This is a genomic window from Salinisphaera orenii subsp. halophila YIM 95161 (assembly GCF_003732545.1).
GTDB classification, from domain to species: Bacteria; Pseudomonadota; Gammaproteobacteria; order Nevskiales; family Salinisphaeraceae; genus Salinisphaera; species Salinisphaera orenii_A.
Genome location: NZ_AYKF01000067.1, coordinates 28,100 through 47,495, shown reverse-complemented (window position 1 = coordinate 47,495; position 19,396 = coordinate 28,100). Strand labels below are relative to the sequence as shown.

The 19,396-nt window shown below is 67.5% G+C and carries 19 protein-coding genes; 7 read left to right on the top strand and 12 right to left on the bottom strand.

What is annotated here, in order from left to right; genetic code table 11:
- Window positions 1-127: 127 nt before the first annotated feature.
- From sufB to SAHL_RS05900, 5 genes are all read left to right on the top strand, one after another.
- Entirely contained in the window at window positions 128-1,612 is a 1,485-nt protein-coding gene (gene sufB / locus SAHL_RS05920) for a Fe-S cluster assembly protein SufB (RefSeq protein WP_123590480.1), read from the top strand.
- 82 nt (window positions 1,613-1,694) lie between these two features.
- On the top strand, window positions 1,695-2,456 hold the full coding sequence (gene sufC, locus SAHL_RS05915; protein WP_123590479.1) for a Fe-S cluster assembly ATPase SufC: 762 nt from the start codon (window positions 1,695-1,697) through the stop codon (window positions 2,454-2,456).
- The gene (gene sufD, locus SAHL_RS05910; RefSeq protein ID WP_123590478.1) at window positions 2,453-3,781 is read left to right on the top strand and encodes a Fe-S cluster assembly protein SufD; all 1,329 of its coding nucleotides are present in this window, start codon (window positions 2,453-2,455) and stop codon (window positions 3,779-3,781) included. The genes sufC and sufD overlap by 4 nt, the downstream gene beginning before the upstream one ends.
- Before the next feature lie 9 nt (window positions 3,782-3,790).
- Window positions 3,791-5,038: a cysteine desulfurase gene (locus tag SAHL_RS05905; protein ID WP_123590477.1), complete on the top strand. Its 1,248-nt coding sequence runs from the start codon at window positions 3,791-3,793 to the stop codon at window positions 5,036-5,038.
- 35 nt (window positions 5,039-5,073) lie between these two features.
- Window positions 5,074-5,394 carry a Rieske (2Fe-2S) protein gene (locus SAHL_RS05900; RefSeq protein WP_123590476.1) on the top strand — a complete coding sequence of 107 codons (321 nt, stop codon included), beginning with the start codon at window positions 5,074-5,076 and terminating at the stop codon, window positions 5,392-5,394.
- A gap of 18 nt (window positions 5,395-5,412) precedes the next feature.
- On the opposite strand, the gene recJ is transcribed toward SAHL_RS05900, so the two are convergent.
- The 8 genes from recJ to surE form a co-directional block, all read right to left on the bottom strand.
- Window positions 5,413-7,077 carry a single-stranded-DNA-specific exonuclease RecJ gene (gene recJ, locus SAHL_RS05895; RefSeq protein ID WP_416235844.1) on the bottom strand — a complete coding sequence of 555 codons (1,665 nt, stop codon included), beginning with the start codon at window positions 7,075-7,077 and terminating at the stop codon, window positions 5,413-5,415.
- Window positions 7,078-7,177: 100 nt separating this feature from the next.
- The gene (gene thrC / locus SAHL_RS05890; protein WP_123590474.1) at window positions 7,178-8,566 is read right to left on the bottom strand and encodes a threonine synthase; all 1,389 of its coding nucleotides are present in this window, start codon (window positions 8,564-8,566) and stop codon (window positions 7,178-7,180) included.
- A 53-nt stretch (window positions 8,567-8,619) separates the two neighbouring features.
- Entirely contained in the window at window positions 8,620-9,933 is a 1,314-nt protein-coding gene (locus tag SAHL_RS05885) for a homoserine dehydrogenase (RefSeq protein WP_123590473.1), read from the bottom strand.
- Between the two features lie 33 nt (window positions 9,934-9,966).
- The gene (alaC, locus tag SAHL_RS05880; protein WP_123590491.1) at window positions 9,967-11,175 is read right to left on the bottom strand and encodes an alanine transaminase; all 1,209 of its coding nucleotides are present in this window, start codon (window positions 11,173-11,175) and stop codon (window positions 9,967-9,969) included.
- Window positions 11,176-11,289: 114 nt separating this feature from the next.
- Window positions 11,290-12,201 carry a peptidoglycan DD-metalloendopeptidase family protein gene (locus tag SAHL_RS05875; protein WP_184947420.1) on the bottom strand — a complete coding sequence of 304 codons (912 nt, stop codon included), beginning with the start codon at window positions 12,199-12,201 and terminating at the stop codon, window positions 11,290-11,292.
- A gap of 20 nt (window positions 12,202-12,221) precedes the next feature.
- Entirely contained in the window at window positions 12,222-12,797 is a 576-nt protein-coding gene (locus SAHL_RS05870; RefSeq protein ID WP_123590471.1) for a YqaA family protein, read from the bottom strand.
- Complete coding sequence (locus SAHL_RS05865) at window positions 12,797-13,447, bottom strand: protein-L-isoaspartate(D-aspartate) O-methyltransferase (protein WP_123590490.1); 651 nt, start codon at window positions 13,445-13,447, stop codon at window positions 12,797-12,799. The genes SAHL_RS05870 and SAHL_RS05865 overlap by 1 nt, the downstream gene beginning before the upstream one ends.
- Window positions 13,448-13,479: 32 nt before the next feature.
- Window positions 13,480-14,229 carry a 5'/3'-nucleotidase SurE gene (gene surE / locus SAHL_RS05860; protein WP_123590470.1) on the bottom strand — a complete coding sequence of 250 codons (750 nt, stop codon included), beginning with the start codon at window positions 14,227-14,229 and terminating at the stop codon, window positions 13,480-13,482.
- 99 nt (window positions 14,230-14,328) lie between these two features.
- On the opposite strand from surE, the gene SAHL_RS05855 reads away from it, so the two are divergent.
- Window positions 14,329-14,904, top strand: coding sequence for a Smr/MutS family protein (locus SAHL_RS05855; RefSeq protein WP_123590469.1), 576 nt, complete (start codon window positions 14,329-14,331; stop codon window positions 14,902-14,904).
- 4 nt (window positions 14,905-14,908) lie between these two features.
- Complete coding sequence (locus SAHL_RS05850) at window positions 14,909-15,490, top strand: DJ-1/PfpI family protein (RefSeq protein ID WP_221177854.1); 582 nt, start codon at window positions 14,909-14,911, stop codon at window positions 15,488-15,490.
- Between the two features lie 124 nt (window positions 15,491-15,614).
- Here the strand turns inward: SAHL_RS05850 and truD are convergent, their stop codons facing one another.
- From truD to kdsA, 4 genes are read right to left on the bottom strand one after another with little or no spacing between them, the layout of a single operon-like run.
- Window positions 15,615-16,646: a tRNA pseudouridine(13) synthase TruD gene (gene truD / locus SAHL_RS05845; RefSeq protein ID WP_123590467.1), complete on the bottom strand. Its 1,032-nt coding sequence runs from the start codon at window positions 16,644-16,646 to the stop codon at window positions 15,615-15,617.
- Window positions 16,647-16,677: 31 nt separating this feature from the next.
- Window positions 16,678-17,064 carry a septum formation initiator family protein gene (locus SAHL_RS05840; protein ID WP_245968402.1) on the bottom strand — a complete coding sequence of 129 codons (387 nt, stop codon included), beginning with the start codon at window positions 17,062-17,064 and terminating at the stop codon, window positions 16,678-16,680.
- Between the two features lies 1 nt (window position 17,065).
- The gene (eno, locus tag SAHL_RS05835; RefSeq protein ID WP_123590466.1) at window positions 17,066-18,349 is read right to left on the bottom strand and encodes a phosphopyruvate hydratase; all 1,284 of its coding nucleotides are present in this window, start codon (window positions 18,347-18,349) and stop codon (window positions 17,066-17,068) included.
- Between the two features lie 34 nt (window positions 18,350-18,383).
- Complete coding sequence (gene kdsA / locus SAHL_RS05830) at window positions 18,384-19,217, bottom strand: 3-deoxy-8-phosphooctulonate synthase (RefSeq protein WP_123590465.1); 834 nt, start codon at window positions 19,215-19,217, stop codon at window positions 18,384-18,386.
- Window positions 19,218-19,396: the final 179 nt, after the last annotated feature.

Below are 19,396 nucleotides of genomic sequence, written 5' to 3'. Positions count from 1 at the left end.
GGCAGCTTGAACACGCATGATAGCGCCCCACTATCATCCGAGGCGCGAATTCAAGTCACCGGCTAACCGCGGTTTCGCGTTATACTTGCGGGTATTGCCGAATACTTCCACGACCACCCGAGTCGCTATGGCCGCACATCAGGAAGACGTCGAAACACTCGTCGCCGAGCGCGAATACGAAGCCGGCTTCGTCACCGATCTGGAATCGGATACGGTGGCGCCGGGCCTCAATGAGGATGTGATCCGATTCATATCCGCCAAGAAGGATGAGCCCCAGTGGATGCTCGACTGGCGGCTGGAATCGTATCGCCAGTGGCTGCAGATGCGCCATCCCAGGTGGCCGCACCTGCACTACCCGCAGATCGACTTCCAGAGTATCTCGTACTACTCCGCGCCGAAGAGCGCGAAGGACAAGCCGAAGAGCCTGGACGAGATCGATCCGAAGCTGCTCGAGACCTACGAGAAGCTCGGCATTCCGCTGCACGAGCAGGAGATGCTCGCCGGTGTCGAGGGTGCCGAATTCCCCAAGAGCAATAACGTCGCGGTCGACGCGGTCTTCGACAGCGTGTCCGTGGCGACCACGTTCAAGCAGAAGCTTGCCGACGCAGGCGTGATCTTCTGCTCGATCTCGGAAGCGATCCGCGAGCATCCGGAGCTGGTCCAGAAATATCTGGGCACGGTCGTCCCGCAGGGCGACAACTTCTTCGCCGCGCTCAACTCCGCCGTGTTCACGGACGGCTCGTTCGTCTATATCCCCAAGGGCGTCACCTGCCCAATGGAGCTGTCGACGTACTTCCGAATCAACGCCGAGAACACGGGCCAGTTCGAGCGCACGCTGATCATCGCCGAGGAAGGCAGCCATGTGAGCTATCTCGAGGGCTGCACCGCACCGCAGCGCGACGAGAACCAGCTGCATGCGGCCGTGGTCGAGCTCGTCGCCGCAGACGATGCCGAAATCAAGTACTCCACGGTCCAGAACTGGTATCCCGGCGACGAGAACGGCAAGGGCGGCATCTACAACTTCGTGACCAAGCGGGGCGAATGCCGCGGTGATCGCTCGAAGATCTCTTGGACGCAGGTCGAGACCGGATCGGCGATCACCTGGAAGTACCCGAGCTGCGTGCTCACCGGTCGGGATTCGGTCGGCGAGTTCTACTCGGTGGCCGTGACCCGCGGCATGCAGCAGGCCGACACCGGCACCAAGATGATCCACGTGGGCGAGAACACCAAGTCCACGATCATCGCCAAGGGCATTTCCGCCGCACGTGGCGAGCAGTCCTATCGCGGCCTGGTCAAGATACTGCCGAGCGCGCACAATGCGCGGAACTTCACCCAGTGCGATTCGCTGCTGATCGGCGACCAATGCGGAGCCCACACCTTCCCGTACGTCGAATCCAAGAACTCGACCGCCAAGCTTGAACACGAGGCCACGACCTCCAAGATCGGCGAGGACCAGATGTTCTACTGCCAGCAGCGCGGCCTGTCCGAGGAGGACGCGGTCAATCTCATCGTCAACGGCTTCTGCAAGGAAGTCTTCAACGAGTTGCCGATGGAGTTCGCCGTCGAGGCGCAGAAGCTGCTCAACGTGACGCTGGAAAACGCGGTGGGATAACGCCGCTTCCGGCGCCGCGATGTTGTCGGGCCCGCGTCCACGACGCGGGCCTGTCCTATTCTTAAATCCGCAAACACCTTTTATGCTTTCCATCAAGAATCTACATGCCGAGGTCGAAGGCACGCCGATACTGCGCGGCATCGATCTGGAGGTGGGCCCGGGCGAGGTCCACGCCATCATGGGGCCGAACGGCTCCGGCAAGTCCACGCTGGCGAGCATTCTCGCCGGCCGTGAGGACTACGAAATCACCCAGGGCAGCGTTAACTACCAGAACAAGGACCTGCTCGATCTCGATGCCGACGAACGCGCCTGCGAGGGCGTCTTTCTGGGTTTCCAGTATCCCGTCGAGATTCCGGGTGTCTCGAACCTCTACCTGCTGCGCGCCGCGGTCAACGCGCGCCGTAAGTATCGCGGCGAGCCCGAGATCGACGCCATGGAGTTCATGCAGCTGGTCAACGACAAGCTGTCGCACGTCGACATGAGCATGGACATGGTCAAGCGCGGCGTGAACGAGGGCTTCTCCGGCGGCGAGAAGAAGCGCAACGAGATCTTCCAGATGCTGGTGCTGGAACCGAGCCTGTCGATCCTCGACGAGACCGACTCCGGGCTCGACATCGACGCCCTCAAGATCGTGGCGCGCGGCATCAACGCCCTGCGCTCGCCCGAGCGCTCGACCGTGCTCGTGACCCATTACAAGCGGTTGCTGGAACATGTCGTGCCCGATCGGGTGCACGTGCTGGCCAAGGGTCGAATCATCCGCTCCGGCGGCCCAGAACTGGCCGACGTGCTCGAGTCCGAGGGTTACGTCAACCTGGAAGTCGACGCGCCCGAAACCACGTCATGAACGATATCGCGCCGCTCATCGATCATTATCTCGCCGAATACGCCCGCGTCGAACGCGATCTGCCCGGCGGCGAGGCCGGCAAGAAGGCGCGCCATGTCGACTTGCGCGCGTTCGCCGAGACGGGTTTCCCGCACACGCGCATGGAGGACTGGAAATACACCAGCCTTCGCCCGCTCGAAAAGCGCCGTTTCGAGATCGCGGACAGCGCCGAGGATATCGACGCCGACGCGATCGCCCCCTTCCTTCCGGACGAGCTCGACGCCTATCGGCTGGTTCTCGTCGACGGCCACTTCAGCAAGCGGCTTTCGGCGCTGGAGGGACTGCCGGACGGCGCCCGCGTCGAGTCCTTCGCCGCGTTTCTCGATGCCGAGCCGACGGCCCAGGTGCGCGCCGAGGAGATCGGCGACGAACCCGGCAGCCTGACGGCCATGAACGCAGCGTTCGCCACGGATGGCGCCTTTGTCGCGCTTGGCCGGGGCGTGTCGCTCGACAAGCCGCTGCATGTCATCACCGTGGCCAGCGGCGCGCACGACGACCGCATGTCCCAGATCCGGCATCGCTTCGTCATGGGCGAGTCCAGCCGGGCGACCGTGATCGAGCACTATGTCGGGCTCGGCGACAAGCCCTATTTCACCAACGCGGTCACCGAAGCGGTGATGGGCGCCAACGCCGAACTGACCCGCTGTCGCGTGCAGCAGGAATCCGAGCGCGGCTACCACATCGCCAGCTTCTTCGCGAGCCAGACCCGAGACAGCCGCGTCTACAATCACGGCTTCGATCTGGGCGGCCGGCTGGCGCGCACCGACACCAACACGCGGCTTGTCGCGGAGAACGCGGAGATCCATCTCTACGGTGTCTACGCCCCGACCGGCCGCCAGCACATCGACAACCACACCCGCGTGGATCACGACACCGAGCACAGCATCTCGCGCGAGATCTACAAGGGTGTGCTGGCAGACCACGGCCGCGGCGTGTTCAACGGCAAGATCATCATCCATAAGCACGCCCAGAAGACCGACTCCGAGCAGGCCTGTGACGCCCTGCTGCTGTCGGACAAGGCGGAAGTGGACGCCAAGCCGGAACTCGAGATCTACGCCGATGACGTCACCGCCGCGCACGGCTCCACCGTGGGCCAGCTCGACGAGGACGCGGTCTTCTACCTGCGCAGCCGAGGTGTCGACGAAGCCGGCGCGCGCGCGATCCTAACCTACAGTTTCGCCAACGCGCTGGTACAGAAGGTCGGCATCGCACCGCTGGAACGCTACGTCGAAGCCGCCCTCCTCCACAAACTGCCGGGCGGCCGGGGCTACGCCGATCTCGCCTGAGAGGTAATCATGGCCAGTACCGCAGCACCAATCGCGACATTCGACGTGGAGCGCGTGCGCGCGGACTTCCCGATTCTGTCCGAGTCACTCGCCGAGGGGCGACGTCTGGCCTATCTCGACAACGCGGCCACGACCCAGAAGCCGCTGTCCGTGATCCGTGCCAGCGACGACTACTATCGGCACGCCAACGCCAACGTGCATCGGGCGATCCACGCGCTGTCACAGCGCGCGACCCGCGCCTACGAGAGCGCCCGCGACCGCATGGTCGATTTCATCAACGCGGCGTCGCGCGATGAGATCGTCCACACCCGCGGCACCACCGACGGCATCAATCTCGTGGCCCAGTGCTACGCCCGGCCGCGGCTCGCCGCCGGCGACGAGATCCTGATCACCGAGCTCGAGCATCACTCGAACATCGTGCCCTGGCAGATGGTCGCCGAAGCCACCGGCGCCCATCTGGTCGTGGTACCGGTCGAGGACGACGGCAGCGTCTCGCTGGCGGCTTTCGAACAGCGGTTGTCCGACCGCACGGTGATCGCCGCCATCGCCCACATCTCGAACGCGTTGGGCACGGTGCTGCCGGTGGCGGACATGATCGCCGCGGCCCACCGTCGGTATGTCCCGGTGCTGGTCGACGGCGCCCAGGCCATGGCCCACACGCCGGTGGACGTGCGCGCGCTGGGGGCCGACTTCTACGCCATGTCGGGGCACAAGATATTCGCGCCGACCGGCTTCGGCGTACTCTACGGCCGGCGTGAGCTGCTGGAGGCGATGCCGCCCTACCAGGGTGGCGGCGACATGATCGAGACGGTCTCGTTTGCCGGCACGACCTACAACGAGCTGCCCTACAAGTTCGAGGCCGGTACGCCGAATATCGCCGGCGCCGCCGCTTTCGGCGCGGCGCTCGAATACGTCGGCGGACTGGATCTCGACGCCGTCGCCGCCCACGAGCACGCGCTGCTGGAATCGGCGACGGCAGCCATGAACGAGATCGACGGCCTGCGCATCATCGGCACCGCGCCCGGCAAGGCGGCGATCATCTCCTTCGTGATGGACGGCGTGCACGCGCACGATATCGGCACCCTGCTCGACGAGACCGGCGTGGCCATCCGGACCGGCCATCACTGCGCCATGCCGCTGATGGAGCGTTTCGGCGTCTCGGCGACGGCGCGCGCCTCCTTCGCCGCCTACAACGACCAAGCCGACGTGGACGCCTTGATCAAGGGCCTGCACAGCATTCAGCGGATCTTCGGCTGAGGCCGACGGAATCGAAACCACACGAGAGGCAAAGCATGAGCGACTGGGTCGATGTCGCCAGGGACGGGGAACTCAAGGACGGTCAGTGCCGGGTCGTCGACGTGGACGACACCATGATCGCCGTGTTCTATCGCGACGGCACCTACTATGCGATCGAGGACATGTGCACCCACGACGGCGGCGAGCTCGCCAGCGGTGACGTCGAGGGCGACGAAGTCATCTGCCCCCGCCACGGCGCACGCTTTTGCATCAAGAACGGCAAGGCGCTGACGCCACCGGCCTACGAGGATGTCGACAGCTTTCCGACCCGGGTGCAGGACGGCATGATCCAGGTACGCGACGACCGCTTCGACTGAACACGGCGCAACACGCCGTCAGTCCGCCGGCCGCAGGTGGGTCACGATGAGATTGGCGCGGCTCTGCTCGCGAAAGGTGTTGACCGCCAGCCTGTAGACCAGTCGATAGGCCGCCCCGGTCTCCAGCCGTTCCGTGCGGTTGAAGCACATCGCCTCGAGTCGCCTGCGGCCGGCGCTCGGCTGCACGGTCAGCTTGAGATGCTTTTCGCCAACGATCCGCTGATCGACCACCACGAACAGGCCGTGGAACAGCGGCTCCTCGAAATCCTTTCCCCAGGGGCCGCCATCCCGCAGGATTTGCGCGGTGGCGAGTGACAGTTCGGCATCCGTCAGTTCGCCGTCGGTTAACAACGTCCGTGTCGCCATCGCCGGCGTCAAGCGCTCGGCCACGGCCGCGTCGAAGGCCTGCGCGAAGGCCTCCAGCCGCTCGGGTGCAAGCACCAGCCCCGCCGCCTGGGCGTGGCCGCCGAACTGGGCGATCACACCCGGCGCTTGCGCATCGACCCGTGCGAGCACATCGCGGATGTGCAGGCCCGGGATGGAGCGGGCCGATCCCTTGAGTTGCCCGCCGGCACCGGGCGCGAACGCGACGACCGGCCGATGCCGGCGCTCGCGCAGCCGCGCCGCGACGAGCCCGACCACGCCTTCGTGCCAGCCCGGATCGTATACGGTGAGGCCGTGACACGCGCTCGTGTCGAGGCGATCCGCGGCCTCGAGGGCCGCTTCGGCTTCGGACTGCATGTCGGCCTGCAGGGCCTGGCGCTGGCGGTTGATGGCCGCGAGCTCGGCGGCCAGCGCCTGCGCCCGCCCGGCATCGCGCGCACGCAGACATTCCACGCCGATGCCCATGTCCTCGAGGCGGCCGGCCGCGTTGAGCCGCGGGCCGAGGGCGAAGCCGATATCCGCGGCGTCGAGGCGTGCAGCCTCGCGCCCGGCGACCGCCATCAGCGCCACCACGCCGGGCCGCGTTCGACCGCACCGGATGCGCGCCAGCCCCTGACTCACCAGCGTGCGGTTGAGCCGGTCCAAGGGAACCACATCCGCCACCGTGCCGATCGCCACGAGATCGAGATAATCGGCCAGCCTGGGCAGATCGGCGGCGCCTTCGGCGGCGCGCCGGGCGCGCAGTGCGGCCATGAGATAGAACGCCACGCCCACGCCGGCCAGCGCCTTGCCCTCGAAACCGCAGCCGGGCTGATTCGGATCGACGATGGCGTCGGCGGCCGGCAGCGTATCGCCGGGCAGATGGTGATCGCAGACGACCACCCGCCAGCCCGCGGCCCGCGCGCTGTCGACACCGGCGTGGCCGGCGATGCCGTTGTCCACGGTCAGCAGTACGCCGTGGCTGTTCGCGGGCGGCCCGATGGCCGCCACCACCGCCGGCGACAGGCCATAGCCGTGTCGTGCACGGTCGGGAATGAAGTAGTCGACGTGCGCCCCGCATTGCGCGAGCACCTCGCAGACGAGCGCGGTGCTCGTGGCGCCGTCGGCATCGAAATCGCCCACCACGCGAATCGGCCCGCCTTCTCGTATCGCCGTCCCGAGCAACTCGCAGGCGGCATCCACGCCGGCGAGGTTGCCGAAATGGGGCAGCGCGGCCAGGCGGTAGTCGAGTTCGTCGCGATGGCGGACGCCGCGACCGGCATAGACGCGCCGCAGAAGCGCGGATTCCACCCCGGCCAGCGTCTCCGCCGCATCGCAGGCCCGCTCGGCTATGCGCGGCGTGTCGACGGAACGCGCGCCGCGGGCGTCGACCGACCCGGGCCCGCCCTGCGCCGAACGCTCAGCGGCGATGATCGGCGACGTACTGCTGCACCGCGGCCAGCTCCGCCGGCAGCACATCGTAGCGCTCGGGGCGGGACAGCAGGTCCTGCAGCGCATCCGGCAGCGGCGCGCCCTTGAAGCCGGCGCGGACGACGGCGTCCTCGAACTTCGCGGGATGGGCCGTGGCCAGCGTGATCATGGGCGTGACGGCATCGGTACGCGCCCGCTCGGCGGCGCGATAACCGGTCGCGGTGTGCGGGTCGAGCAGTTCCCCGGTTCGCCCGAACGCTTCGCGGATGACGGCGATTATGGTGTCGTCGTCGACGCTGTGGCTTGCGAACAGCGCCCGCAGCTCGGCCAGCGGCGCCTCGGCGAGTGCCGCCGGCTCGTGCTGGAAACGGCTCATCAGCGCGTCGACCGCCGCGGCGTCGCGATCGTAGGCCTCGAACAACAGCCGCTCGAAGTTCGACGAGACCACGATATCCATCGACGGCGCGAGCGTGGCCTTGAGTTCCCGACGCGAGAAGTCGTTCGCGGACAGGGTCCGGTGCAAAATGTCGTTGGCATTGGTCGCGATCACGAACTGCCGGACCGGCAGCCCCATGCGACGGGCCATGTAGCCGGCGAACAGATTGCCGAAGTTCGCCGACGGCACGGTGAACGAGACGGCCCGGTGCGGCGCGCCGAGTGCCAGCGCCGCATACACGTAATAGACGATCTGGGCCATGATCCGCGCCCAGTTGATCGAGTTCACCGCGATCAGCCGTCGCCCCTGCAGAAACCCCTGATCGGCGAAGCTGGCCTTGACCATCGCCTGGGCATCGTCGAAATCGCCCTCGATGGCGATGTTGTGGACGTTCGCTGCGGGCACAGTGGTCATCTGGCGCCGTTGCACCGCCGACACCCGCTCGTGCGGATGCAGAATGAAGATGTCGAGGTTGTCGCAGTGGCGACAACCCTCGATCGCCGCCGAGCCGGTGTCGCCTGATGTCGCGCCCATGATCACGCCGCGCTCGCCCCGCCGGGCGAGAAAATGGTCCAGCAGACGACCGAGCAGCTGCAGCGCCACATCCTTGAACGCCAGCGTCGGGCCGTGGAACAGTTCCAGCAGGAAATGACTGCTGTCCAGCTGCTTCAGCGGCGTCACCGCGTCGTGCTTGAAGCTCGCGTAGGTCTCGTCGATCAGCCTGCGGAAGGTGGCGTCGTCGATGGCATCGCCAACGAACGGCCGCATCACCCGGAAGGCGACTTCGGCGTAGGGCTGGCCGGCCATCGCCGCCAGCGCCTCCGGCGAGAATTCGGGTATCTGCTCCGGCACATAGAGACCGCCGTCGGCGGCCATGCCGGTGAGCACGACCTCCTCGAAGTCCAGCGCCGGGGCGCGGCCACGGGTACTGATGTAGCGCATGCGGTATCGACCGGTGGGGTTCGCCCCGCCGCCGGGATGAATCGACGGCGGAGTCAGTCCTCGAACTGGGCCACGCGCATGTGCACGAGCCCCTCACGGGTGTAGGGCAGCGACCGGATGTGGTCGAGCACCTTCATAAGGCGACGTTCGCGCGCTGGCTTGGTAACGATCATCACGCGCGCATCGTCCTCGGCGGTCGGCGGGTCCTTCTGCAGGATCGCCTCGATGCCGATCTGCTGCTCCGCCAGCGCCCGGGTGATCTCGGCCATCACGCCGATCTGATCGGCGACCTGAACCCGGAAATAATGACCGCACTCGAAGTCCGGCTCGGTCAGAATCGGCTCGTGGGTGATCTGATCCGGCTGGAAGGCCAAGTGCGGCACCCGGCCCTTCGGATCGACGCTCATCATGCGCACGGTGTCGATCAGATCGGCGACCACGGACGAAGCCGTGGGGCCCGCGCCGGCACCCGAGCCGTAGTAGACCGTCGGTCCGACGGCGTCGCCGTAGACCATGATCGCGTTCTTCTCGCCCTCGACGCTGGCCAGCAGGGCCTTCTCGGAAACCAGCGTCGGGTGCACGCGCAGTTCGACGCCGGTCTCCTGGCGCCGGGCGATGCCCAGATGCTTGATCCGGTAGCCGAGCTCGGCGGCGTATTCGATGTCATCGCTGGCGATGCCGCGGATGCCCTGGGTGTAGATGCGGTCGAAGGACAGCGGGATCCCGAAGGCGATGCTGCCGATGATCGCCAGCTTGTGGGCGGCATCTATCCCTTCCACGTCGAAGGTTGGGTCGGCCTCGGCGAAGCCGCGCCGCTGGGCGTCGGCCAGCGCCTCCTCGAAGCTCACGCCCTCGAACATCATCTGGCTGAGGATGAAGTTGCCGGTCCCGTTGATGATGCCGGCCACCCATTCGATGTGGTTGGCCGCCAGGCTCTCGCGGATCGCCTTGATGATCGGGATGCCGCCGGCCACCGCGGCCTCGAACGAGACCACTACGCCGGCCGCGTCGGCGGCGGCGAAGATCTCGTTGCCGTGCAGCGCAATCAGGTGCTTGTTCGCGGTGACGACGTGCTTGCCCGAGTCGATGGCGGCCATCACCAGGTCACGGGCCTCGTGCTCGCCGCCGATCAGCTCGAGCACCACGTCGATGTCGGGGTCGTTGACGATCGCATGGCAGTCGGTGCCGATGTCGATGCCCGTGGTGTCGCAGTCGCGGGGACTGTCGGGATTGCGCACCGCCGCGCGCGTCACGCGGATGTCGCGCCCGGCGCGCCGCGTGATCTCACTTCGGTTGCGCGACAGCAGGTCGACCACGCCGGCACCCACGGTGCCCAGCCCCAGCAGACCGATATTGACCGGTTGCACTCTCGCCTCTCCTTGGTTCGCGTGGCGCCTCGCCTACGCGGGAATCACTTCGTCGCGCTTGAGCATGCGCTTGATGTTGCGCAGCGCCTGGCGCGTGCGCTGGTCGTTCTCGATGAGGCCGAAACGCACGTGCGTATCGCCGTATTCACCGAAACCGACGCCGGGCGACACCGCCACGTGGGCGTCGGCCAGCAGCTTCTTGGTGAACTCGAGCGAGCCCATGTGCTGATAGGGCTCGGGTATGGGCGCCCAGACAAACATCGTCGCCTTGGGCTTGTCGACGGCCCAGCCGATGTCGTTGAGTCCGTCGCAGAGGATGTCCCGGCGCACGCGGTAGGTCTCGCGGATCTCCTCCACGCAGTCCTGGGGCCCGTTGAGCGCGGCGATCGCCGCGACCTGCACCGGCGTGAACATGCCGTAGTCGAGATAGGACTTCATCCGCGCGAGCGCGGCGATCAGCGTCGCGTTGCCGCACATGAAGCCGATCCGCCACCCCGGCATGTTGTAGCTCTTGGACATGGAAAAGCACTCGACGGCGACGTCGCGCGCGCCCGGCACTTCGAGGATGGACGGGGCCCGGTAGCCGTCAAACACCAGATCGGCATAGGCCAGATCCTGGACGATCCAGAGGTCGTACTCGCGCGCCATCTCCACGATGCGCTCGAAGAACTCCAGCTCCACGCATTGCGTGGTGGGGTTGGCCGGGAAGTTCAGCAGCACCATCTTCGGCCGCGGCCAGGACTCCTTGATCGCCTTCTCGAGCTCGGCGAAGAAGTCGGTGTCGGGCATCATCCGCACGTGGCGCACGTCCGCCCCGGCGATCACCGCGCCGTAGGGATGGATCGGATAGGCCGGGTTCGGCACCAATACCTGGTCGCCGTGCTCGAGGATGGCGAGCATCAGGTGCGCCAGACCCTCCTTGGAGCCCATCGTTACGATCGCTTCGGTCTCGGGGTCGAGTTCCACCGCGTATCGGCGCCGGTACCAGTCACAGATCGCCTTGCGCAGACGCGGCACGCCGCGCGAGCTCGAGTAGCGGTGGGTCCCGCCGCGCTGGGACACCTCGACGAGCTTGTCGACGATGTGCTGCGGGGTATCCTGATCCGGATTGCCCATACCGAAATCGATGATGTCCTCGCCCCGCGCTCGCGCCGCCTGCTTGAGTTCACCGACGATGCTGAACACGTACGGCGGCAGTCGTTTGATGCGCGCGAAATCAGAGTTGGGTGACGGCTTGGACATGATTCGGTCGGCTTGCAGCGCCACTGGGGCGGGTGAATGACGGCCCGTGGACCATGAAACGCTGCAGTGTGCCAGATTACCCACGGACCGACTAGCAAGACGCCGCGGCGTCGATCAGTCCGCCGGCAGGACGCTCTCCGGGTCGATCGGCTCACCGTTCTTGCGGATCTCGAAATGCAGCATCGGCTTGTTCTGCGGACCGCGGCCCATGTCCGCGATATGCGCGCCGGCGGCCACATCCTGGCCCTGTTCGACGCGCGTGCGGCGGTTGAAACCGTAGGCCGACAGATACGCCTCGTCGTGCTGGATGATGATCAGCTGGCCGTAGCCCTTCAGTCCGGTGCCGTTGTAGACCACGCGACCGCTAGAGGCGGCATAGACCGGCGAGCCCTCGCGGCCGCCGATATCGATGCCCTGCCGGGTACGGTCAGCGCCGTACTCGCGCAGGATTGAACCGCTGGCCGGCCACTGCCAGCCGTCTTCGCTGGGACCGCCCGTCCGGGTCGGCTCGACCGGGCGCTCGCGGCTCGCTTGGTTGATCTCGGATTCGTCGGCGATGGTCGGCGCCGGGCGCTCGATCGGCTGCGGCGGGCTCGCCTCCGGCGCCTCGTCCTCGCCGTCCTCGCCCTGCGAGTCGCCAGCGTCGCGCCGCGTCGCGCCGGCGGAGCGGCCATCGCGCTCGATCGTACGGTCGAGCTGCGGCGTCGAGGCCTGGATCGCGCGTTCCTGCTCGGCGCGCGAATCCTGGGGCGCACGCACCGCCCGGGGGCGCCGCCGCTCCCGGGTCGTTGCCGGTTTCGAAGCGCTGCCGTCCTCCGACATGCGCGAGTAGTCGATCGGCGGGTAGGGATCGAGCGAAAGCCGCTGCCCGACCTCGATGCGGTACGGCGGCCGGATCCGATTCCAGCGCGCGAGATCGCGCCACGACAGCGCGTGCTCCGAGGCGATCGAGTACAGCGTATCGCCGCGCTCGACCGTATAGATCTCAGGCCGCGTGGCCTCGCGCAGCGAACAGCCCGCGAGCACGAGAACGGCGAGCGCCGCAATCAGCGCAGCTGATAGACGGCGACGGCAATAAAGACGGCGGCGACGATGGCCCATCCGATCCAGTCAATGTATTTGAGCAGACGCTGCTCGAAAACCGGGCCGAACCAGCGTACCAGTCCGGCGACGATGAAAAAGCGGGCCCCGCGCCCGATCAGCGATCCCAGCACGAACGGGACGAACGGCATCGCGACCGCGCCGGCCGCAATGGTGAAGACCTTGTAGGGGATCGGCGAGAAACCCGCAAGAAGCACGGCCCAGAAGCCGTAGTCGCCGAACCAGTCGCGCGCGGTCGCATAGCCCTCGTAATAGCCGAGTTCCCGAAGCCAGGGCAGCAGCGTCTCCAGAAACAGCGCGCCGATCAGATAGCCGAGCATGCCGCCCAGAACCGAGCCCACGGTGGCGATCAGCGCGAACCACCAGGCCCGACGGCGATCGGCCAGCACCATGGGGGCGAGCATCACGTCGGGCGGAATCGGGAAGAAAGACGACTCCGCGAACGACAGCACACCCAGCCAGGTCGGCGCCCGAGGGTGGCCCGCGCCGCGCACGACCAGGTCGTAGAGGCGGCGGAACATCAGCGCAGGTCCTGGGATTCATGGATCAAGGGCACGAAACTGACCGCATCCAGCGTCTCGCGCACGAACGTGTCGTTTTCGCGCCGGACCACGATCAAGCGCTGATCGCCGCTCGCGCCGACCGGCACGATCATGCGCCCGCCCTCAGCGAGCTGTTCGAGCAGGCCGGTCGGCAGCGATTCCGCCCCGGCGGTGACCAGGATCGCCTCGAAGGGGCCGTAGTCCGGCAGGCCGAGGACGTCCTCGCGCGCCAGGCGCACGCGGATGTTGCGATAGCCCAGACGGGCGAACCGGCGCCGCGCCTGCTCGTAGAGGGGTTCCACGCGCTCGACGCTGTAGACCGTGGGCACGATCTCGGCGAGCACGGCGGCCTGATAGCCGCTGCCGGTGCCGATCTCCAGCACCTGCTCGGGCACGCCCTCGCCGATGAGCAGCCGGGTCATCTCGCCCACGATGTAGGGCTGCGAAATGGTCTGGCCGTAGCCGATCGGCAGCGCGGTATCGTCATAGGCGCGGCTGGTCATCGCCTCGTCGACGAACTCGTGCCGCGGCACCCGGTTGATCGCATCCAGCACGCGCTCGTCGTCGATGCCGAGGGCGCGCAGCCGCTCGACCAGCCGTGCGCGACTGCGCGCCGAGGCCATGCCCATGCCGCGCACGTGCGGATGGCGCGGATCCGCGCTCACAGCCACTGTACCCACTCGTCGAGTGAGTCGATGGCACCGTGGCGCGTCAGATCGATCTGAATCGGGGTGATCGATACGCGGCCCTGGCCGACGGCGTGGAAATCCGTGCCCGGCCCGGCGTCGGCCTCGCCGCCGGCGCGCCCGATCCAGTAGATCGGGCGGCCGCGCGGATCGCTGTCCTCGATCAGACGTTCCGCCCGGTGTCGGTTGCCCAGCCGCGTCGCCGCGAAACCGTCCAGTGCTTCGTAGGCCAGATCCGGCACGTTGACGTTGAGGATGGTGTCGGCCGGCAGCGGATGCCGGATCATCAGACGCACCATGTCGACCGCGACGCGGGCCGCCGTGTCATAGTGCGTCGGATTCTCGCCGATCAGCGAGACGGCCACGGCCGGCAGGCCCAGCGTCCGACCTTCCGTGGCGGCGGCGACGGTGCCGGAATACAGGACGTCGTCGCCGAGATTCGCGCCGGCGTTGATGCCGGATATGACCATATCGGCGTCGCGCTCGAACAGGCCGGTGGTGGCCAGATGCACGCAATCGGTCGGCGTGCCGTCGACGCAGTACAGTCCCGCCTCGAGGCGCCGGACGCGCAGCGGGCGCTCGAGGGTCAGGGAGTTGCTTGCGCCGCTGCGGTTGCGATCCGGCGCGACGGTGACGATGTCGTCGGAGATTTCGGCCATGGCCGCGCGCAGCGACGTCAGGCCGGCGGCGTACGCGCCGTCGTCGTTACTCAGCAATAAACGCATTTAACGGGCTATCGAGTGGCAGAAATCGTGCGTGCAACGCGGCCGCAGGCCCGCTAGCATAGCGCATCGAGTCCGCGTCTTGTTCGGAGGCATGCGCTCGTGACCGACCGCACCGACCCCGCCCACGAGCCGGCCGCCGAGGACGACGCCTCGGTGACCGAGGCCGATCGCTCGCTGTTCCGCGATGCCGTCGGCCCCGTGGCCGACGTCAACCGGGCGCCGCGGCGCAAGCGCGAGCGCACTCTGCCCTCGGCGCGGCCGGCCATTCGCGAGGCCGACGAACGCGCGGTCATCGGCGAGCTGCTCGACGAGCCGCCACCCGATGTCGAGACCGGCGACGACCTGGTCTATCGCAGCGAGGGCGTGCAGCTGTCGGTCATGCGGCGGCTGCGGCGCGGCCATTATCGCTGCCAGGCCGAGCTCGATCTGCACGGCATGGTGGTGGACGTCGCGCGGCACTGTCTGGCGGTATTCCTGCGTGATGCCCTCGACCGCGACCACCGCTGCGTGCGCATCGTTCACGGCAAGGGCCTGCGGTCCGGCCATCGCGGGCCCGTGCTCAAGACCAAGGTCGCCGGCTGGCTGCGTCAGCGAAACGAAGTGCTGGCGTTCTGCTCCGCCCGGCCGAACGATGGCGGTACCGGCGCAGTCTACGTGCTACTCAGGCGTGGCTGACCCAGTGCAAGTCGGCATTTATATCTATGACGGGGCCGAAGTGCTCGACTTCAGCGGCCCCTATGAAGTGTTTACCACGGCCTGCCGCGTCGGTGGCGTGAACCTGGACCCGCGCCTGCTGGCGGCCAGACCGGACGTGATAACCGCACGCGGCGGTTTTCGCGTACTCCCCGACGAGGTACTGGGCGCCCACGCCCCACTCGATGTGCTCATCGTGGCCGGCGGCGAACACGAGCCCCAGTTGTCCTCGCCAGACGCACTCTCGGCGCTGCGCGCGGCTGCCGAACCGGCCCGCATCGTCGCGAGCGTGTGCACCGGTGCCTTTCTGCTGGCCGGCGCCGGCTTGCTGGATGGTCGGCGGGTGACTACGCACTGGGAGGATCAGAGCGCCCTCGCCGCCCGGTTTCCTGAACTCACGGTCGAACGCGACCGGCGCTGGGTGCGCGACGGCCGCTACGTGAGCTCCGGGGGGATCTCGGCCGGGATCGACATGAGCCTGTATCTGGTGTCCGAACTGGCCGATCGCGCTCTGGCCCGGCGTACCGCGCTGCAGATGGAATACCGCTGGCTCGAGGCATCGGATTAGCGATCGGCAGGTGCGCCACACCCGACGCCACGCGCGGTATTCATCATGGGCCGGAAGAGCCAGGCGTCTGTTCGTCTTGAGGGGAGGCGCTTCACCAGGCTCGGCGCCCCCTCGTACATCGATCTCAGTCGTGTTCGCCGATGTTGACGAGTTCGCGCAGTACGCTGGTCGCAAACGCACCGGGCGGCAGCCAGAACAAGAGGACGAGCGTTGCATCGTCCTCAAACTGCCAATCCAGCGATGGTACCGCAAGCCGCAGCGCGCGACGCCCGGCGTCCACATCGCAACGCTCGAGTCCGGCCATCAGGTCGCCGTACTCACCCAGCACGGTCTGTTCGAGCGTACGTGCACGGCCGCTGATCACATCATCGCCGCCGCGTCCGGCCATCGGGCCGCTGGGATGAATATCGAAACGCGCCAGCCGCTTTTCCAGTTCATCGGCGCTCTGGTCGGTTTCGGCCAACGAAAAGACGCTGTGGCTGCCATCGAGCATCACCGCCTCGCCGTCGAGCAGCCGCTGCCAGGAGCCGTCGCGCACGCGTGCGTCCAGCACCGCGTTGAACAGCAGCGAGCGGGCGGCCGACAGGGCGAATCCGCGGCGGTTGCGCGACAGCCGCCGGCCGGCGAACAGCCGACGCGCCAGGCCGATGTTGCGGCCGCCGTGGCCGAACCGCTGGGCCCCGAAATAATTCGGCACGCCGCACGCGGCCACGCGCCGGATATCCTCGTCCAGCGCGGCCGTGTCGCCGGTCAGGTCACGGATCCGGATGACGAAGCGGTTGCCGCGATGCGCTCCGCGCTTGAGCTTGCGCTCGTGACGAACCATGGATTCGATCCGCACGCCCGGCAGGTCGTCGAGATCGGGCAGGGGATCGTGCACCGGCCAGGCGATCGACAGCCACTGCCGCGTCACCGCATGCCGGTCCTTCAGTCCGGCGACTCCGATGTGGCGCGGGTGCACGCCGGCACGGCGCGAGATCGCCTGCACGGCGTCGTGGGTCGTCAGGCCCGTCTTCTCGATCCGGCACCACAAATGCTCGCCGGAGCCCGTGTGCTCGATGGCGCAGTCCTCGTCGACCCGGAAGTCCGCGGGCTCCACGCGGATCCGCCCGCGGCACGGCGGCGGCGTGCCGCGGGCATGCGCCAGCGCCGCCACGTCAACCGCATCGCCCGTCAGGAGTGCGATGCTAACGGGCCGCCTGCCGGTCTTTTTCGGCCGACGTCTGGTCGCGACCGGGCGGCGCCACGGTGAGAAAGAAGGATTCGTCCTTTCGGATCATGCCGATGTCCGAGCGCGCACGGCCCTCGGTGGCCTGCTCGCCGGACTTGAGGTCGTCGATCTCCGCCTGGAGCGCCGCGTTGCGATTCGAGGCCTGGGCGTTGTGCTCCTCCAGCTCGGCGCGCTCCTGGCTCAGCCGATGCACTTCCGACCAGCCGCCGTCCGCGACCCACAGCCGATACTGCAGGCCGACGAACACGACCACGAGCGCAATGACGGCAATCCGATACATGCTCGGATTGTAGCGCGACCGCGCGCGCTGTCCAGCGCGCAGCAGATCGGCCCGCAGCGTCATCTCAGAGCCCGACGCCGAACGCGTCGCGCCCGGAATAGACCGCCCGCGGTCCCAGCTCGGCCTCGATCATCAGCAGCCGGTTGTACTTCGCGATCCGGTCGGAGCGCGACAGCGACCCGGTCTTGATCTGGGTGGCGGCCGTGGCCACGGCCAGGTCGGCGATGGTCGCGTCCTCGGTCTCGCCCGAGCGATGCGAGACCACCGCGGCGTAATCCGCGCGGCTGGCGACGTCGATGGCCCGCAGCGTCTCGGTGAGCGTGCCGATCTGGTTCGGCTTGATCAGGATCGCGTTGGCGATACCCTCCTCGATGCCCTTCTGCAGGATGCGGGTATTGGTCACGAACAGATCGTCACCCACGAGCTGGACGCGATCGCCCAGACGCTCGGTCAGCAGCGCCCAGCCGTCCCAGTCGTCCTCGGCCATGCCGTCCTCGATGGTGAGGATCGGATACCGGTCGACCAGATCGGCGAGGTAGTCGACGAAACCGGCGGCGTCATAGTCGGCGTTCTCGGAGTCCAGCTTGTAGCGGCCGTTCTCGCAGAATTCGGTGCTGGCCGCGTCGAGGCCGAGCCAGACGTTGCCGCCCGGCGTGTAGCCGGCCCGCTCGATGGCCTCCACCAGCGTATCCAGCGCCGCGGCGTTGGAGGGCAGATCCGGCGCGAAGCCGCCCTCGTCGCCGACGGAGGTCGACAGGCCACGCTCCGCCAGCAGCTTCTTGAGGTGCTGGAAGATCTCGGCGCCGCAGCGCAGCGCCTCCGCAAAGCTCGACATCCCGGCCGGCACGATCATGAACTCCTGCATGTCGACGTTGTTGTTCGCATGCGCGCCGCCGTTGATGACGTTCATCATCGGCACTGGCAGATGCGTGGCGTCGTCGTGGCCCAGAAAGGCGTACAGCCCCTTCCGGCTGTCCGCGGCCGCGGCCCGGGCCACCGCCAGCGACACGCCGAGCAGCGCATTGGCGCCCAGACGCGCCTTGTTCTCGGTGCCGTCGAGCTCGATCAGGGCCTTGTCGAGACCGGCCTGATCGTCGGCCTCGAAGCCCTTGAACTTCTTGGCGATCTCGCCGTTCACACTGGCCACCGCGCGGGTCACGCCCTTGCCGAGGAAACGGTTGGGGTCGCCGTCGCGCAGTTCGACCGCCTCGAGGCTGCCGGTCGAGGCGCCCGAAGGCACCATGGCCAGACCTTCGGCGCCCGACTCGAGCATCACGCGTGCGGCGACCGTGGGGTTGCCGCGTGAGTCGATGACCTGATAACCACGAATCTGCTTGATCTTGGACATAGGAATTTCGCTTGTTCGCTGAGGTTCGCGCGCCCTAGAGCGCGTGTTCGCTGTAACCGCGCCGCTTGACCACGCCGTCGAGTTCGACGAGCGTTTCGAGCAGCGAACGCATGTGCGCGAGCGGCCACGAATTGGGGCCGTCGCACAACGCGTTGTCGGGATCGGGATGGGTCTCCATGAACAGCCCGGACACGCCGGCGGCGACCGCCGATCGGGCGAGTACCGGAATCTGTTCGCGGGCGCCGCCGGAACGGGCGCCCTGCCCGCCCGGCAACTGGACCGAGTGGGTGGCATCGAAGACCACCGGACAATCGGTGTCGCGCATGATCGCCAGGCTGCGCATGTCGGCGACCAGATTATTGTAGCCGAAGGCGAAGCCGCGTTCGCAGACCAGGATCCGCTCTCCGCCGGCAGCCCGCGCCTTGGCCACGACGCCGGCCATCTCGCCCGGCGAGAGGAACTGGCCCTTCTTGATGTTGACCGGCGTGCCGCTGGCGGCCGCGGCCTGGATGAAATCGGTCTGCCGGCACAGGAAGGCCGGAGTCTGCAGCATATCCACGACCGCCGCGACCGGGGCGATCTGGGCCTCGACGTGCACATCGGTCGTCACCGGTACACCGACCTGGCGCCGGACCTCGGCCAGGATCTCGAGACCGGCCTCCAGCCCCGGGCCGCGGTAACTGTCGCCGGAGCTGCGGTTGGCCTTGTCGAAGGAACCCTTGAAGACATAGCCGATGCCGAGTTCGGCGGTCAGTTCCGCCATCTGTCCGGCGACGTCGACGGCAAGCCCGGTCGACTCGAGACTGTCGGGCCCGGCGATCAGGAACATCGGTCGGTCCGCGCCGACCTCGAAGCCGCAGATGTTCACGATCGCACCGCGGCGCGCGCACCGGCGTCAACGACGGGCCACGACGCGGTCGTCGCGGCGGCGCTGCGGCACGTCCACGGTGCGCGCGCCTGTGACATGGTCGATGGCGGGCTCGCGATGCGCAAACTGTTCTCCTTGTCTGTGCCGCGGGCGGCGCGAAGCGCCGGCGCGATGCTGCC

Excerpts from the sequence above, each read along its gene's own strand:
- thrC (WP_123590474.1), bottom strand. The coding sequence starts at position 8,566 with ATGCGCTACATCAGTACCCGTGGCCGCGCCCCGGCGCTGGACTTCGAG.
- SAHL_RS05870 (WP_123590471.1), bottom strand. The coding sequence starts at position 12,797 with ATGTTCCGCCGCCTCTACGACCTGGTCGTGCGCGGCGCGGGCCACCCT.
- eno (WP_123590466.1), bottom strand. The coding sequence starts at position 18,349 with ATGTCCAAGATCAAGCAGATTCGTGGTTATCAGGTCATCGACTCACGC.
- SAHL_RS05840 (WP_245968402.1), bottom strand. The coding sequence starts at position 17,064 with ATGACGCTGCGGGCCGATCTGCTGCGCGCTGGACAGCGCGCGCGGTCG.
- SAHL_RS05900 (WP_123590476.1), top strand. The coding sequence starts at position 5,074 with ATGAGCGACTGGGTCGATGTCGCCAGGGACGGGGAACTCAAGGACGGT.
- alaC (WP_123590491.1), bottom strand. The coding sequence starts at position 11,175 with ATGTCCAAGCCGTCACCCAACTCTGATTTCGCGCGCATCAAACGACTG.
- sufD (WP_123590478.1), top strand. The coding sequence starts at position 2,453 with ATGAACGATATCGCGCCGCTCATCGATCATTATCTCGCCGAATACGCC.
- sufB (WP_123590480.1), top strand. The coding sequence starts at position 128 with ATGGCCGCACATCAGGAAGACGTCGAAACACTCGTCGCCGAGCGCGAA.
- surE (WP_123590470.1), bottom strand. The coding sequence starts at position 14,229 with ATGCGTTTATTGCTGAGTAACGACGACGGCGCGTACGCCGCCGGCCTG.
- sufC (WP_123590479.1), top strand. The coding sequence starts at position 1,695 with ATGCTTTCCATCAAGAATCTACATGCCGAGGTCGAAGGCACGCCGATA.
- SAHL_RS05905 (WP_123590477.1), top strand. The coding sequence starts at position 3,791 with ATGGCCAGTACCGCAGCACCAATCGCGACATTCGACGTGGAGCGCGTG.
- SAHL_RS05865 (WP_123590490.1), bottom strand. The coding sequence starts at position 13,447 with ATGGGCATGGCCTCGGCGCGCAGTCGCGCACGGCTGGTCGAGCGGCTG.